This is a genomic window from Halobacillus trueperi (assembly GCF_003386945.1).
Taxonomy (GTDB): Bacteria; Bacillota; Bacilli; order Bacillales; family Halobacillaceae; genus Halobacillus; species Halobacillus aidingensis.
Genome location: NZ_QUAE01000018.1, coordinates 26698 through 42468, shown reverse-complemented (window position 1 = coordinate 42468; position 15771 = coordinate 26698). Strand labels below are relative to the sequence as shown.

The window sequence follows — 15771 nt, the reverse complement described above, 5'->3', positions numbered from 1 at the left end:
TCTCTTTTTTTCGCCTTCATAGACCCTAACTATACAAAATTAATTTTATTGGGTGTTATTTAATGGGAGTTTTATTACCTTTATCATGAAGGAAAATGGTAAAATGGAAAAAATAAATGATTATCGACTGGGGGAATTCAGATGTATAAAAAAATATTAGTAGCAGCAGATGGATCCGAACACTCCATCCGGACAGCTGAACGTGCTGCGGAGCTCGCCAACTTACAAGGGGACGGTGAAATTACAATCGTTTATGTGATCGATGGTGAGCAGTCGAAATCAGATGTCCTATCCGAAGGTGATCAAGGCATGGTGGAACAGCGCCGACAGCAGAGATTGAAACCAATCGAAGAAATCCTACAGGAGAAAAATGCTTCTTATCAAATAAATATACAACATGGTGAACCAGGTCCAACGATAGTTAAATATGCGAATAAAAATAACTTTGATCTTGTAGTAATTGGAAGTAGAGGTTTGAATACACTGCAGGAAATGGTATTAGGTAGTGTAAGTCATAAAGTGGCGAAGAGAGCGAAATGTCCAGTTATGATTGTGAAATGATGGTAATTATAGTCTAGAAGGGAGATGTATATCCAATGAGTAATCAAGGCTGTATTAAATGTGGAAGTACAGATGCAGGAAAAAAGGATGTATCTATGACAGGTTCAGGTCTATCAAAAATGATGGATGTACAAAACAACAAATTCACCGTCGTATATTGCAAAAACTGCGGATACTCAGAGTTTTACAATCAAAATGCTTCCAAAGCAGGTAACATTCTCGACTTTTTCTTTGGAGGCTAACTCTAAATGAAAAACGGTGGAATATAAAAAAGCTCTGAGTTTTTCACTCAGAGCTTTTTTAAATGTTCAAAGGATCTTATAGTATTTTTGTTGGACCATACGATTCAAGAAATATTGTGTAATGGCAGTGATGATCAGCAACACAAGGATCAGTACACTACTCACCGTCCATATCCCTTCCAAGCCACTATTCCACAAAATCAGAATGATGACTCCGAAGACTGCGGCTTCCAGTGCGAGGGGGACAATTCCAATAAATCTTCCTTTAAATACTTCACGCTCATCCGTCCAATTAAGCTTAGGACTATACAAGTCAATGATGAGCCCTGCAATGCTAGCGATCCAGCCTGTTATAAGAGAAACCACAAACCAGAGGAACCATATGATAAAAGGCACTTTAAGGACGATTAGAGCGGCCAAGCTTAAAAGAAGTATGGATAGAAAGTTCATGAAGAAGGACACAAGCAGCTTGCTAAGGATGACCTTTGAGGCCGGAATCGGCAAATATAAATGATTGAACCAGCTCTTCCCATCTCTGGAAACAGAGGAGAAGGAGGCGGGGTTGATTCCCAGTGCGACAACTGTGAGGCCGAACATCCCAAGAATGACTTTTTTTCCTTCAATTACATTGAGCTGCGTGCCCCACCCCGTAAGAGGTCCGTTGGGGTCCAGCATCATGATAATAATCAAGAATACAGGAAAGAAAAGGCTTTGTACGACAATTTGTGTAAAAAAAGTCGGTGTTCGAAAAATGATGCGCATCTCTTTTTTCCATAAGCTCAATAGTATGGACTGCTGCTTTACTTGCTTCTGAACTTTCTCTTCGTCGAATTCACCGCGCTTTCCTCCAGATAACCCCAGTACTCCTTTGAAGTAGAAGCTCTGCCCGATTGTGAGGAATAACAGGATTGCACCCAGAGATAAAGCGACAAACAGCAGGAAGTAAAAAAGGCCAGTCCAGGATCCTATATCAGTCAGTGCGATACTACTGAAATAAGCAGTCGGGAAGAATTTCGTTACAAGTTCAAGAAGGGCGTTTTGCTGTGTTAACATTTCGGCTGCGTTGCCTGTTCCGGAATCCAACCTTATCAGTACATTGATTCCGATAGCAAAAACAAAACCAAGGAGCCCGACGAGGACTTTCGTACGATCTTTATTTTTAGATATGTTAGCAAATCGCATAATGAACATTAATACGATGGCAGTTAAAACGAAAGGAATGATCGGCGTCAAAGCCCATACGATAAACGCCAAAAGGTAATAAAGGACTCCAGCCCCACTATGTATGCCATAAAATACGAGAGAAGGGAGCAGCAAGATCGTATTCAAACCGTATAACGATAGAAATGGAACCGCAGACTTCCCGAACAAGATTTGATAAGGTTGAAAAGGTAAAGAAATAAAGGACTCCACATCTTCGGCGAAGTAAAAAGAACTGAGTACGGTCCCTATACTTGTGAAACAGAAAATAAAAGTCATCATAACAAACAATAATCCGAGAATGACCCCTTCGTTGCCTATTGGTTCAAGGGCGGCATACATGTTACCAATGATACCTTGGATGAAAAACAATATAAGCAGACCGAAAGGGATCATCATTAAACCAATCATGATATATCCGAATTTTTCCATGCTGCTTTTATTAGCCATGGACAACTGCATTTTGACCATGACTCGCATTAATTTCCACGCTTTACTCATTTTGCGTCAGCTCCAGGAACAATTGCTCCAAATTATCATCATCTTTAAATTGCTGTCTCATCTCAACCATATTTCCCTTGAATTGCACATGCCCATTGTTAATGATAGCGACTTCATCACACAGCTGTTCCACTACTTCTAATACGTGAGTGGAAAAGAAAACGATTTTCCCTCTTCTAGCATGGTCGCGCATCATTTCCTTTAATGTGTAGGAAGACTTCGGATCCAGCCCCGTTAACGGTTCATCTAGAATCCATACATCCGGGTCATGAAGCAGTACACCACTGACAACAATTTTTTGTCTCATTCCATGAGAGTAGGTCTGAATATGATCATTTAAAGCCTCATAAATGCCAAAGCTTTTTGTTAAGTATTCGATCTTTTCTTTTCGGATATCCTTAGGAACTTCGAACACATCAGCAATGAAATTTAAATATTCGATTCCTTTTAACCTGAGAAAAATGTCTGAACGGTCCGGGACATACCCAAATTGATGTTTTGCCTTCATCGGTTCTTTTTCTACATCGATGCCGTTCATAATGATTGAACCTTCATCAATTGGTAAAATCCCTGTCATCATCTTGATGGTTGTTGATTTTCCAGCCCCATTCGGGCCGAGAAAGCCGAAGATTTTCCCATCTGGAACAGAAAGATCAAGGTCTTTGACCGCGTGCTTTCCTGCGAAGCTTTTGGAGATACGATTAATTTCTATCATATTTTCACCCTTTATGTATGTTACTTTCCTCTTTTTATACGGAAGAGACGAGGAGAATGTTTCAATTTTCCAACTCTCAGTTGGTTATTATTTTTCTCTGGTTATTGAAGAATATGGCAGGGTTGTAGAAGACTCAGTTTCGAGACTTTTGTTGAGTGGATGGGGGCTGTGGGGAATGAGTCGCTTTCCGTGGGAGCGCGTTGAGCCTCCTCGGGCTGCGTCCTGGGGTCTCACCATGCACTTTTTTCCCACAGGAGTCTCCCCATTCCCTTCCGCCCCTTGGCTATATCAGTTTCTCGAAACCACTTCTCGGCAACTCCGCTTTTGTGCTTAAACGAAGTGAATAGTATAAAGTTCTCTCCAATGTTGATTCTGATCATGAAATCCTGAAACGGAGCACTTTATGCCTGTTTTGGGGTGGGTGGAAGACGTCCCATCTTGGTATAGGGGTTCGTTTCTCACCTACATCGAATGGAGTGGTTGGGAAGTTGCGAGACTCCCGTGGGAGAAGGAGATAGGCAAGACCCCGCAGGACGTAGTCCGAGGAAGATCCAAGCTCCCCCACAGGAAAGCGAGTAGATTCCCGACCACCCCTGACTGCTAATATGGCAAATGAACCCCGGTTACCTCGAAACTGAGTCTTCAAGAATAGGGAGCTTATGTGAAATTGACATTATAATTGTAGAATTAGTTATAAGAAGAGGACCATATGATCTTCATCTAAATAGCGGTCTGGTAATTTAATGGCTTTTTCCTCTGTGCCATACGTGTGGAATCCGAGCTTTCTATACAACTCCTGGGCAGGATGATTATCTGTGACCACGCTCAAGTGAAGCACTTCCAGCTCGATCGCACGGGCAAATTGAATCAACTCTTTGATTAAGAGTTCGGCGCCGCCTTTTCGTCTATGATTTTTAGTTATGTACATGGCTAGGACGGAAGCTTTGTGGGAAAACTTTGGGTGGGTTTCTTTCACTAAGGTAACGATACCTGCGAGCGTTTCCTCAACAAATAACCCGAACGTCCGGGAGGTTTCACTTTCCAGCCTTTTTGCGATCGTGTTGATTGGGTCAGGCCGTTGTTTTTCTTGTTCATATGTAGTGATAAACGCATCAGGATTAGTTAGTAGTGCTTCCAGTCTTAAATGGTAATATCCTTTAGCATCCGCTTGATTCAATTCGCGTACTTGCATAATAAATGACCTCCTTCGGTTGTTCCTAGACTAGCGAAAAACTATGGTAAAGTAAAGAGAGAACGTACTTATTGACTGAGGTGATCTCATGACTGAAAAGGAAAAGATGATGGCAGGCGAATTATATAAATCCTGGGACGAAGAGTTGACGATGGAACGGTCCCGCGCTAAACAACTGACTTATCAATTGAACCAGACGAAAGATACAGAGGACCATTATCGTAAGCAGCTGATTCATGATCTTTTTGGTACGATTGAAGGGGAGATAGTGCTCGAACCTCCATTTTATTGTGATTATGGTTACAATCTTCATGTAGGTGACGGTTTTTTTGCTAATTACAATTGTGTATTTCTGGATGTCTGTGAGATCCGTATCGGAAAAAGAGTGCTGATCGGTCCGAATGTCCAATTGTACACGGCCACACATCCAATGGATCGAGAGACAAGGGCGAGTGGATTGGAGTCAGGCAGACCGATTACTATTGGTGATGATGTATGGATCGGAGGAAGTGCTGTCATCAACCCGGGAGTGACCATTGGAGAGAACGTCGTGGTTGGCGCAGGGGCAGTGGTTACGAAGGATGTTCCACCTAATGTGTTTGTAGCTGGAAACCCTGCAAAGGAAATTCGAAAGGTAGATTGAATTCGTAAGGGTAGTCGTTCCTCCAATTTTTCGTTATCATACTAGAGGATACATGCATACGTAATAGAAAAAGAGAGGATTGAGCAAATGATCAAACGTAAGAGTCAAAGAGAAATTGAAAAGATGCATGAAGCAGGGAAGCTTCTTGCGAGTGTTCATAAACAATTGCGCACGTTCATTAAGCCAGGCGTAACTACGATGGAAATTGAAAATTTCGTTGAAAAGTACTTAGCTGAGCGTGGAGCCACTGGGGAGCAGAAAGGCTACCAGGGATATGAATTCACTACATGTGCTTCCATCAATGATGAAATTTGTCACGGTTTCCCACGTACAGAAAAACTGGAGGAAGGCGACATCGTTACTATTGATATGGTTGTTAACTTGAATGGCTTCTTGGCTGATTCAGCCTGGACACATGCCGTAGGAGAGGTTAGTGAAAAAGCTGAAAAGTTAATGGATGTCACGAAAACTTCTCTTTATAAAGGGATTGAGCAAGCCGTTCCTGGGAACCGCATCGGTGATATCGGTCATGCCATTCAATCTTATGCAGAAGGGGAAGGCTATTCTGTAGTCCGTGATTTCACAGGACATGGAATTGGTGATTCCATTCACGAAGATCCTTATATTCCTCATTTTGGTGCCGCTGGAAAAGGAGCTCGCTTGAAAGAGGGCATGGTCATAACGATTGAACCGATGATTAACATTGGTGCGTGGGGCAGCCAGATGGATGAAAACAACTGGACAGCACGTACTGTTGACGGTTCGCTTTCTGCACAGTATGAGCACACCGTCGCCATTACAAAAGAAGGTCCCTTCATTCTTACCGAACAGGACGAAGAATAAGCAAAAAAGGAAGGCTCAGCCACTGAGCCTTCCTTTTTTTGTTGAAGAAAATGGCAGGTTTATGGAAGACTCGATGTCGGGACTTTTGTGAGTGTTTAGGGCTCCGGGAAAAGGTTCGCTTTCCGTGGGCGAGTGATGAGCTTCCTCGAGCTAACGCTCTGCGGGGTCTCATCTACCACGCACTTCCTCTTAGTTAACCGGTTCCGGTGCCTAGCGGCTAGTGAGACTTCCCTCGCTTCTGTACGATAAGTCAACATCGAATCACTCTGGTCTTCGTGTTTCCTTTATCTCCGCCAGCTCAGTCCAGTCCATACGCCGCTGATCGAGGCGATTGCACACTTAAGGTAGGAGTTTCACCGTTTTCCCTCCGCCCCTTTACCATATGAGGTTCTCGAAATCGCTCTAGCAGTAACCTGCCAAGTTCGGTAATGAAGACCTGCTCACCCAAGCCGTTATAGAGTCGTTTTAACCATAGATCCTGCACGAATAAGGTGTGGGAACAGGGTCTGGGAAACGTCCGCATGAAAAGCTAATGGAGACACGAACGTGTGTGTTTTTCTACTGACTGATCCAAAACACTGCAAATCGTCGTTTCCCTGACCCCGTATCCATGTCCGGGGGTTGTCATTCATTATTTCAACTAGGCAAGGCTGCGGGGAATGTGCTCACCGCGCTCCCGCGGAAAGCGAGCCATTCCCCGCAGCCCCTATCCACACAACAAACATCTCGAAACTGAGTCTTCCAGAAAAAGGGGATTTAGTGGGAGAGGGGTTGGTGGATTTGGGTAATAAAAAAACTCCCCTATGAAAGGGGAGTTTTTATACGTCCTTATTTTTGAACGTTAGCTGCTTGTGGTCCACGCTGACCTTCTTCAATTTCGAAACTTACAACTTGTCCTTCTTCAAGAGACTTGAAACCTTCTTCTTGAATAGCAGAGAAGTGTACGAAGACGTCGTCTTGACCTTCTACCTCGATAAATCCAAAACCTTTTTCTGCGTTAAACCATTTTACTGTACCTTCAACCATGTACGTTACCTCCTGCGTGGAAAAATTCCACATTGTATTACTATTCTTGCTCTTTTCAAGTTCCATCAAGACGACATCTTACGAAACATCTTCTCTTGCATGAATCTGATCGAACAACGAATAATTAACCTTAGTATAACAGATGGCCAAAAAGAATGAAAGCCCTGTGAGGAAAAAGTTTTCCTAACTACTGGGAATATTCATTCCTGGGGCTGAGTGAGATAAGCTTGATTCATCAAGGAGAATAGGGACCGCTCTACAATGGCATCCACCTCAGTATTCTGAATACGGGCAAGGTCATAGAGTGGGCGGCCTTGTTCTAATAAATGTTCGACAATCAGATAGCCGGTGTAATTGGCTTCTTTTTCAAAACCAGAAGCACCTGTGCCTTTTGTAAACGAATAAAGGGCTTCATAATCGGTGCGATGGAGGTGCGGTTGGATGTTCATCATCACACGGTTCGGTTCGCGACTGCATTTTTCCTGCTCCCAGCATAATGGGAAGTCGATCATTCCACTCTCTTCGAGAACTTCTTCGGTTGTGTGGGCCGCCATCCCTTCCTGGAAAATTAACTGCCCTAATGTTCGTGTATGACTTGGAGCAAGTCCTGATTGGCTGCAGTGGACGACACGTGTCAATTCTTGAATCAATCGTGTCCGGCTGGATGTTAGTTCGACAGGAAAGCAAAGGGTATAATGCTGGTTCTTTTCCATAATGAATGGATCTGTTTCAAAAGTTCCAACAAAAAACATGACGGTCATTCTTACGGGCGACGTACAGTGGAGAATTTGTTTAATGGATTCCACATAACCATTCACTTCTAAGGGGCCAATATCGAAATATTGAATTTTGTCATAGACTTGTTCGTATCTATTCCATGCGTATTCAATCATTTCTTTTGCTAGCTGCCCTTGTTGATAACCGGGAGGGGTGTAGGGAAAAGCGTATTGATCAGTCCATAACTCATAGCGTTTGTGCAGCGGTGTTTGGGAGGCTTGGTCATAAAACGTAAGGAAACGATCCAACATTTGTTTGCATTTGACATCATCCATGATGATCCCTCCGAATGTTTAAGTATTAGTTAAAAACTCCAGGCGTTTCTTCCAAACGGTGTGAGCATCTTTACCTATCCAAATCAAATGACTATCAGAGTCGACTTCAAAAATTTCGCAATCAGGTACGGAAGACTTCAACAATAGAGCGTTCGTGTAAGGTACACTGCGATCTTTCTGTGAATACATGCCAAGAACAGGCACCTGGAGGCCGTTTATATCCGGGGTTTCGTGATCAAGATCTGTGATAAACCCTTTTCCGGATTGGGAAGTCGCCAGCATATCCACAATGAAACGGCGGTCGTTAGGGGTAAGGTTGTCCAAGTAATCTTCAACATTCTCTGTTGTTAAATCAGCAAGCAATTGTTTCAACACCAAATCAGGGAAGAATTTAAGCATGGTTCGGAGACTACTCCAAACGAATTTCTCTGCTGGTCCGAAAAGAAGCGCAGCTCTTTTTTTTACATCACCTTCCCATGAAGTTAGGAGTGCCGCTTCAAGCAGCAAACGGGCCACGCGGTCTGGGTGATGAACGGCTAGAGCGATCCCTGTAGGTCCAGCTGCCGAGATTGAGATGACATTCACTTTTTCAAGTTGGAGATGGTCGAGTACTTCGACGATTGTATCAGCAAAATCCTCAGGAGTGCGACCTGTGGAAAGCTCGGTGTAATCGTAGCCGGGGCGAGAAATCGTGAGTAACGAAAACCCTTCATAAATCAGGCTGCTGTGAGATAAATCTGTATCTCTTGTGGAGTGTCCACCTTTCAATAACAAAACAGGAGGGCCGGACCCTTTATATGTAAACTCTACTATTCCTTTGGATGTATCGAGGAGTGTCGTCGTCAATGGGTTCATCCCTTTCTTTCTTCGTTTTTCCATACATTCAATATAAGCTATAATGGAAGAAAATGAAACATCAGACGATTCTGAAAAAGGGGGTTGAAGAATGAGAATTGTGTCGATTTGTCCTAGCAATACTGAAATTGTCGCTAATCTTGGGCAGACCCATCTGTTGGTTGGTGTCGATAATTATTCTGATTATCCTGAAGAAGTGGAACATCTTCCGAAGCTTGGTCCTGATTTATCTATTGATATCGAAAAGGTGGCTTCCTTGAAGCCGGACCTTGTTTTAGCATCCTTGTCTGTCCCTGGAATGGAAAAAAACATTGAAGGGTTGGACGAATACGGCCTGCCCTATATCATATTGAATCCGAACACGTTATATGAGATTTCTGAAGATATTCGTCGTGTAGGAAAGGCGATTGGTGTGGAAAAGATAGGGCAGCAACATGCAGATGCTTTTCTGAGAGAAATCGATGGATTCAAAGATCGGTCCAAACAGATGGAAAAAAAGCCTTCTTTGTACTGGGAATGGTGGCCGAAACCGGTCTTCACACCTGGGAAGTTGAACTGGTTAAATGAAATCAGTGAACTTTCTGGTGGGGTCAACCTCTTCCGCGATCAAGAGGTCGCTAGCTTTCAAACGGATTGGGAGGAAGTGAAAAAACGTGATCCTGATCATATCTGTATGGTGTGGGTGGGGGTGAAGGAGGAAAAAATGAATCCTGAGCTTATTAAGAAGAGGCCGGGGTGGTCTGAACTTAAATCTGTGAAGCATGATCGTATTCATGTTCTGGAAGAATCCCTCTTTTGTCGACCAAGTCCACGTTTATTGGAAGGTCTCAGGAAAATTTATGAAATTGTTAAACACAAAGACAGCAAGTGAGGATCTCACTTGCTGTTTAGTGAAGCTTTCCTTTATGTTTCGGGACCGCCAATTCTTTGAAATTCGTGGCGAGTTCGTTCAATTGTTTGGAAAGAAGTTCTCCTTCCATCGGCAGACCGTGGCCTGTGATGGCTACCGCGGGTTGAAGGGATGCGAGTTCTTTGACTGACTTTTCCGCTTCCTTCCAATTATGAGTAAAGTATGCCGGTGGTCCGTGTACGTGCTGGTGCTGAATAAACACAGCCATACTTGATTCCTGTTTGACTGTAATGAATGCATCTCCGGCAATGAGAGTTTTGTCCTTATCTCGAAACAAAGCGATATGTCCTGGTGTGTGACCTGGTGTGTGGATGAAGCGCCAGTCTTCAAGAAAAGGAATGGTCCCATCGGTTGGAAGCGGGTGGATGTATTTACTCAAATCAGCTTGGTGAGTGGGGAAGAAAGGTGATAAAAGCGAAAATAAACCACCCCCCACGGTTGCATCGCCTACAGGGTAATCTCTTTTATCTGTGACATAATCCATCTCCATTGGATGAATGTATATAGGAACCTTCCATTCTTCAGCCAGTTGTTTCGCTGAACCGACATGATCGAAATGACCATGGGTTAGAATAATGGCCTTCGGTTTTGTCCGCCCATATCTCTTTTCTGCTGCTTCCATGATCCGTTTGCTATAGTGTCCAATACCGCAATCAATGAGCACCCAGTCATCGGCTCCTTCCTTACCAATGAAAATGACATTGACAATTAACGTGCGGTAGAAGGCGATATCATCCAACACTTGTTCAGCTTCTGCATGCCCCATATGATATTCCTCGTTCGACTGATCCTCATGTTCCATTTGGTCCATGTCCATCACCTCGATCTCCCATTGTTTTTATTTAGTGTAAGTCAGAGCAGGGGATTTATTCACCGTCCTTTTGTTTGTTCAGAAGTGAGCCGTTATGTACATGATAGTGTCAGGCTCCGGAAGGGGAATTTCAGGTGCCAGGCTTAAAGTGAAGAATGGAACAAAAAAAGACCGCCTCTTCTATGAAAAGAGACGGTTCTATCTGTTAATTGGCTTTATCGAGTGGCTGAACCTTTGCTTGCTTTGGGGTGAGTGTTTTCCCTGTCAATCCAAATAGTATCGTGAGTAGTGGACTCAATAAGCAGAAGAAAGCGAATGGCAAGTATTCGAGAACGGGTACACCGAGCACACCGGATAAGAAGACACCACAAACACTCCAAGGGACAAGTGGATTGATAACGGTTCCGGCGTCTTCAAGTGTTCTGGACAAGTTCTTCCTTGCAAGTCCCGCTTTTTCATAAATGTCCTGGTAAGCTTCTCCCGTGAGCAAGATGGACAAATATTGTTCCCCGATGGCAATGTTGATTCCAATCGCTGTAAACGCGGTAGACAGCGTAGCGGAGCGAGCTGATTTTAGTGATTCCTGTACGCGGGTCAAAATAGAAGGAATGATCCCAGTAACAAAGAACAGTCCTCCAAGAGCAAGGGCGAGAATAACTAGGGATACGGTGAAGAGCATGCCGTTCATTCCACCGCGGGTCAACAGGTCGTTGACGATATCATTCCCGGAATTTCCTTGGAAGCCGTCAAACCATGTCCCGAAAAGGGTGCCCCATTCCATGACACCGCGTAAACCGGCGATCAATGTGGCGGCAATACTGCTGATGGCAAGAGATAGGAAAGCCGGGCGTTTGGTCACAGTCATGATTACAAGTAAAGCTAATGGAATCCAGGAGCTCCAGTGCATCAAGCCTGTTTCCCTAAGACCGGTTTGGAACGTGTTCAATTGCTCCACATCCGGTCTTCCGTCTGGAGAAAGAATCATGAACAGGATAAAGGTAATCACAAAAGCAGGAATCGTTGTCCATGCCATATTTTTAATGTGGTCAAACAAATCGACTTTAACAACCGTTGAAGCCAGGTTGGTCGTATCGGATAGGGGGGACATTTTGTCACCAAAGAATGCCCCGGATACGATGGCCCCTGCAGTCATGGCTAAGGATATATCCATCGATTGAGCAACCCCGATGAGCGCTACCCCAACCGTCGCTGCTGTTGTGAATGAGCTGCCTAAGGCAACACCCACAATGGCTGTTACTGCAAAAACAATCGCTAAAAACCACGGGCCTCCAGCTAGAAGAAAGCCTGCATTCATTAAGACAGGAATGGTTCCGCTGGCCATCCAGCTCGCAATTAGGACCCCAATGACAAAAAATAGAAGGACAGCTCCCATTCCTGTCTGTGCTCCTTGAGTCATCCCGTACTGCAGATCTTTGAAGCTCATTTTTTTCAAAGACCCATAGGCAATCATAATGAGGATTCCGATCAGAATCGGGATGTGTGGAACGGTTTGAACTTCAATTATAAAATAACTGATGATTCCAATGGTTACGAGTAGTAGTAATGTTGATTCAATGATGCCTGGTAGCTTTTTTGGCTGCAGGTGAAGCATATGAATTCCCCCTCAAGTTTTATTATTCTTTACTCCCTAGGGCGTGTTTATAAAAATAAAAGCCCCGCCCCTTAAAAACAGGGACGAAGCTTTCACTCCGCGGTACCACCCTTGTTGGTAAATTTCTTTACCCACTCTGTTGGTGTATCACTTGGTCTGAAATTCTGTAATTCGATGGGAGGATGCCCAAGTTTACACCAACCACTTGGTCTCTGTCTGCTGCTCTCGAACCATCTACTTCGGAATTCATGATACGATCTATTCTTTTTCACTTAAACGCTTTTAAGCAGTGAAGTAATGTGTGTTCATCATAGAATACTTTCCATGGGTTGTCAACGAATTTTTTTACAAAACGATGCTTCAAATTGTTTCTTCTGTTGTGTATAATAGTGGAAATTTGGATGGACAGGGGGAGGAAGGATGGAGTCACAAGCCATTTCCACAACGGCTTCTTCTACTCGCTTACATATGATCAAAAGAGGAATGATCGCGGGTTTTCCGATCATGCTGGGATATTTACCAATCGCTTTAACTTATGGTGTATTAGCGAGCCGGACAGGCATGACGAATCTCGAGCTTACATTAATGAGCGTTCTTGTATTTGCTGGAGCTGCTCAATTTCTAGCGGTAGGCATGGTGGCGACGGGGACAGGAATAATTGAAATTATTATCGCTACATTTGTTCTGAATTTCAGGCATTTTGTCATGAGTCTATCTTTCGTTAATCGTTTAAAAGGGATGGCCCTAAGAGCAAAACTCCCTCTTACTTTAGGTTTGACGGATGAGACATTCACGATGTCCGCTCTGTATAAGGACGAAGCAAAAGAGAAATATGGCAGCCTGTTTTATGCTTCTTTAATCCTAACCGCTTATTTATCATGGGTGGGAGGCTCCTATCTAGGTGGTGTATTAGGGGATGTCATGCCAGCGAGGTTAAATGACAGTATGGGCGTTGCCTTATATGCGATGTTCATTGGACTCTTGATCCCTTCTGTGAAAAAGGATTTCAAAATCGCAGGTATTGCTGTGCTCGCGATGTTGATCAATTTTATTTGTCAATTCTGGGGAATGAGTCAAGGCTGGGCCATCGTTGCAGGTACCGTTCTTGCAGGCTTCAGTGGGATTTGGATTCTTGAAGATGAGGAGGTAGCGGAATGATGATTTGGATGATTATCGGTATGGCGGTCGTTACAGCTGTTCCGAGGTTCTTACCCGCGTTCATCGTAGGTTTTGTCACTTTCCCCAAATGGGTGGACCGATGGCTCAATGCCATTCCTTATGCTGCTCTCGGAGCATTGATTTTTCCAGGGATCATGTCAGTCAAACCCGACGCACCGCAAATCGGTGTGATCGCAGGATTGGTGGGGATTTTCCTTGCATGGTTGAATATCCACATTATCTTCGTGGTACTTGGAGCCATTTTATCTGTATTCTTGATGACATTATAATCACACCTGCCCAGAAGGTGCATATCGTATAGGGATACTTCCGAGAAAGGAATTGATCGTTATGCACCGACAATTTGGGTTTCCTTTCGGGCAGGTCTTCGGATTTCCGACGCCCGGACAGGGAGGGCAATTCGGCCCGGGTCAACCACCCCCTGGACCGCCTCCAGGTGGGCCGCCTTTTGGAGGAGGGCAGGGGCAGCCGCCATTTGGTGGTGGACCAGGTGGACCGGGTGGACCAGGTGGACCTGGCATTCAGCTTCCACCACCACCGGATCAACCGCCTAGTTCACAAGGGGCTTCTCTATTTGCTGTTGATCCAGGGTCATTATATGGCTGCCTCTATCGATACACATGGATCACGCTTGTTAACGGCCGCTCGTTCTGGTTTTATCCGACATTCATCGGCCGCACTTCTGTAGCTGGTTACCGTTGGCAGCGTCGCCGTCGTCAGTGGGTTTATACAGGCTTTGATACACGACAAATTTCTAGTTTCCAATGTAGATAAACCTCAAATAAAAGGTGATGTCACTCTTGGCATCATCTTTTTGTTACAATAAGAATTAATTAGAGGAAGAAGGGACGATCTCCATATGCCTGAAGTAAGAGCTGCCCGCTTTGAGGATGCTGAAACGATTGCGGAAATTCATGTGAAGAGTTGGAAATCAACATATAAAGACTTGATTGATGAAAGGGATTTAAGCAATACGACGGTTGAGCACCGTATTGCGCTTTGGGAAACGGTGCTTAGAACTCCTGTGAATGGTCAGATTGCCTATGTTATTGAAAATGATCATGGTGAAGTTGTCGGCTTTGTTTCTGGTGGAAAAGAGAGGACGAAGAATTATGGATTTGACGGAGAAATTTATGCCATATACTTGCTGGATGAGTATCAGGGAAAAGGATATGGGAAAGAAATGCTCCGGGTATTCTCAAATGGGATGCTTGAAGCGGGGTACCAATCCCTTCTTGTATGGGTGCTGACCAATAATCCTTCCAGCCAATTTTACATAAAATATGGAGCAGATCCAGTAGAGGCGGAAAGAGTCACAATCGGTCAAGGAACCTATGAGGAAACGGCTTATGGTTGGAGTGAGTTAAAAAGGTTAACCGATCGTTTAGCATAAACTATAAAGATATTCTTAAAAAACCTGCCATTTTCGGCAGGTTTTTTTACGTCTTTTCTTCTTCATATGGTTCGATATGGATGTGGGCATAACCAATATTTTTCTCTTTTTCTAATCGCTCTTCCACCTCATCGGTGATGTCATGACCTTCTTGCACGGTAATGTCAGGGTTGACATGAATGGTGGCTTCGACAAGCGTTTTATTTCCCTGCATCCGTGCCTTGACATCTTTCACAGCCCAAACATCAGGGTGATCGGATATGCTCTCACGGATGTGTTCAATTCCTTCTTCATCATAACCATCCGTAAGGCTGTGGGTAGCATCGACAAAAATGTCCCAAGCCGTTTTACAAATGATGAGGCCAACAATCAACCCAGCAAGAGGATCCAACCAGAACACCCCGAACTGGGAACCAAAGATACCGATGCTTGCACCGACACTTACTAAAGCATCTGATCGATTATCTTGAGCAGCGGCATATAAGGCATTACTATCCACTTTTTTTGATAAATTCAAATTGTAGCGATACACACCATACATGATTAAGGCAGCTGCTAAAGCTGTCCAAGCCGTAAGCATGGAAGGTTCACTTGCTTTTTGCTGGATAATATCCTGAACCGTACCGATAATCACTTCAATGCCGACAGTCATCATAATGAAGGCCGCAATGAGAGAAGCGATCGTTTCAGCGCGGAAATGTCCATAGTGATGATCTTCATCCGGTGGTTTCCTTGAAATCTTAAGCCCGATCAAGACAGCCACAGATGCAATGACATCGGTCGTATTGTTTAACCCATCCGCACGGAGCGCTTCAGAGTTTCCTGCGGAGGCAATGATTAATTTTGTAGTAGCAAGAACAAGGTATGCAATAATACTAACCCAGGCCCCTCGTTCCCCTTTTTTTAATTTTGCATATTCATTCATGGATTTTTACCTCCAGATCGGTCAATTCAAGGCTTGATATAGCTTACCAAATAGAAGTTCAGTGGGTCTAGAGAAAAAAAGCTTTCCATGTTCATGTTAATTGCCTTCGCG

At 44.0% G+C, this 15771-nt stretch carries 18 protein-coding genes; 9 read left to right on the top strand and 9 right to left on the bottom strand.

Translation table 11 applies throughout. The features are described 5' to 3' along the window. Positions 1-141: 141 nt before the first annotated feature. A complete protein-coding gene (locus tag DYE48_RS16490; protein ID WP_115824596.1) occupies positions 142-561 on the top strand; it encodes a universal stress protein in 420 nt (139 codons plus the stop codon). A gap of 35 nt (positions 562-596) precedes the next feature. Next, positions 597-803: a zinc ribbon domain-containing protein gene (locus tag DYE48_RS16485; protein WP_115824595.1), complete on the top strand. Its 207-nt coding sequence runs from the start codon at positions 597-599 to the stop codon at positions 801-803. Between the two features lie 66 nt (positions 804-869). On the opposite strand, the gene DYE48_RS16480 is transcribed toward DYE48_RS16485, so the two are convergent. From DYE48_RS16480 to DYE48_RS16465, 3 genes are all read right to left on the bottom strand, one after another. Further along, on the bottom strand, positions 870-2504 hold the full coding sequence (locus DYE48_RS16480; protein WP_115824594.1) for a putative ABC transporter permease subunit: 1635 nt from the start codon (positions 2502-2504) through the stop codon (positions 870-872). Continuing rightward, positions 2497-3219 (bottom strand): ABC transporter ATP-binding protein, encoded by a 723-nt coding sequence (locus DYE48_RS16475; RefSeq protein ID WP_115824593.1) that lies wholly within the window; start codon positions 3217-3219, stop codon positions 2497-2499. Before DYE48_RS16475 ends, DYE48_RS16480 begins: the two co-directional genes overlap by 8 nt. Positions 3220-3910: 691 nt before the next feature. After that, the gene (locus tag DYE48_RS16465) at positions 3911-4411 is read right to left on the bottom strand and encodes a GNAT family N-acetyltransferase (RefSeq protein ID WP_115824591.1); all 501 of its coding nucleotides are present in this window, start codon (positions 4409-4411) and stop codon (positions 3911-3913) included. Positions 4412-4499: 88 nt separating this feature from the next. Here DYE48_RS16465 and DYE48_RS16460 point away from each other — a divergent pair, with 88 nt between their 5' ends. Beyond that, positions 4500-5054, top strand: coding sequence for a sugar O-acetyltransferase (locus tag DYE48_RS16460; RefSeq protein ID WP_115824590.1), 555 nt, complete (start codon positions 4500-4502; stop codon positions 5052-5054). Between the two features lie 87 nt (positions 5055-5141). Beyond that, complete coding sequence (map, locus tag DYE48_RS16455; RefSeq protein WP_115824589.1) at positions 5142-5897, top strand: type I methionyl aminopeptidase; 756 nt, start codon at positions 5142-5144, stop codon at positions 5895-5897. An 828-nt stretch (positions 5898-6725) separates the two neighbouring features. Here the strand turns inward: map and DYE48_RS16450 are convergent. The 3 genes from DYE48_RS16450 to DYE48_RS16440 all read right to left on the bottom strand — a co-directional run bounded on the left by DYE48_RS16450 (position 6726) and on the right by DYE48_RS16440 (position 8830). Beyond that, the gene (locus DYE48_RS16450; protein ID WP_089653196.1) at positions 6726-6923 is read right to left on the bottom strand and encodes a cold-shock protein; all 198 of its coding nucleotides are present in this window, start codon (positions 6921-6923) and stop codon (positions 6726-6728) included. 200 nt (positions 6924-7123) lie between these two features. Further along, entirely contained in the window at positions 7124-7975 is an 852-nt protein-coding gene (locus tag DYE48_RS16445; protein ID WP_089653197.1) for a hypothetical protein, read from the bottom strand. 18 nt (positions 7976-7993) lie between these two features. Beyond that, the gene (locus DYE48_RS16440; RefSeq protein ID WP_244157213.1) at positions 7994-8830 is read right to left on the bottom strand and encodes an alpha/beta fold hydrolase; all 837 of its coding nucleotides are present in this window, start codon (positions 8828-8830) and stop codon (positions 7994-7996) included. 91 nt (positions 8831-8921) lie between these two features. Between DYE48_RS16440 and DYE48_RS16435 the strand changes: the two genes are divergently transcribed. Next, on the top strand, positions 8922-9701 hold the full coding sequence (locus DYE48_RS16435) for a cobalamin-binding protein (RefSeq protein WP_115824588.1): 780 nt from the start codon (positions 8922-8924) through the stop codon (positions 9699-9701). A gap of 16 nt (positions 9702-9717) precedes the next feature. On the opposite strand, the gene DYE48_RS16430 is transcribed toward DYE48_RS16435, so the two are convergent. After that, the gene (locus DYE48_RS16430; RefSeq protein ID WP_115824617.1) at positions 9718-10551 is read right to left on the bottom strand and encodes an MBL fold metallo-hydrolase; all 834 of its coding nucleotides are present in this window, start codon (positions 10549-10551) and stop codon (positions 9718-9720) included. A gap of 205 nt (positions 10552-10756) precedes the next feature. Beyond that, positions 10757-12163 carry a Na+/H+ antiporter NhaC gene (nhaC, locus tag DYE48_RS16425; RefSeq protein WP_115824587.1) on the bottom strand — a complete coding sequence of 469 codons (1407 nt, stop codon included), beginning with the start codon at positions 12161-12163 and terminating at the stop codon, positions 10757-10759. Positions 12164-12583: 420 nt separating this feature from the next. Here nhaC and DYE48_RS16420 point away from each other — a divergent pair, with 420 nt between their 5' ends. The 4 genes from DYE48_RS16420 (at position 12584) to DYE48_RS16410 (ending at position 14735) form a co-directional block, all read left to right on the top strand. After that, on the top strand, positions 12584-13321 hold the full coding sequence (locus DYE48_RS16420) for an AzlC family ABC transporter permease (RefSeq protein WP_115824586.1): 738 nt from the start codon (positions 12584-12586) through the stop codon (positions 13319-13321). Next, positions 13318-13611 (top strand): AzlD domain-containing protein, encoded by a 294-nt coding sequence (locus tag DYE48_RS16415; RefSeq protein ID WP_115824585.1) that lies wholly within the window; start codon positions 13318-13320, stop codon positions 13609-13611. The genes DYE48_RS16420 and DYE48_RS16415 overlap by 4 nt, the downstream gene beginning before the upstream one ends. A gap of 61 nt (positions 13612-13672) precedes the next feature. Then, positions 13673-14116, top strand: a complete 444-nt coding sequence (locus tag DYE48_RS21250) for a hypothetical protein (protein WP_167449534.1) — start codon at positions 13673-13675, stop codon at positions 14114-14116. 85 nt (positions 14117-14201) lie between these two features. After that, the gene (locus tag DYE48_RS16410) at positions 14202-14735 is read left to right on the top strand and encodes a GNAT family N-acetyltransferase (RefSeq protein WP_115824584.1); all 534 of its coding nucleotides are present in this window, start codon (positions 14202-14204) and stop codon (positions 14733-14735) included. Between the two features lie 46 nt (positions 14736-14781). On the opposite strand, the gene DYE48_RS16405 is transcribed toward DYE48_RS16410, so the two are convergent. Beyond that, complete coding sequence (locus DYE48_RS16405; protein ID WP_115824583.1) at positions 14782-15660, bottom strand: cation diffusion facilitator family transporter; 879 nt, start codon at positions 15658-15660, stop codon at positions 14782-14784. Positions 15661-15771: the final 111 nt, after the last annotated feature.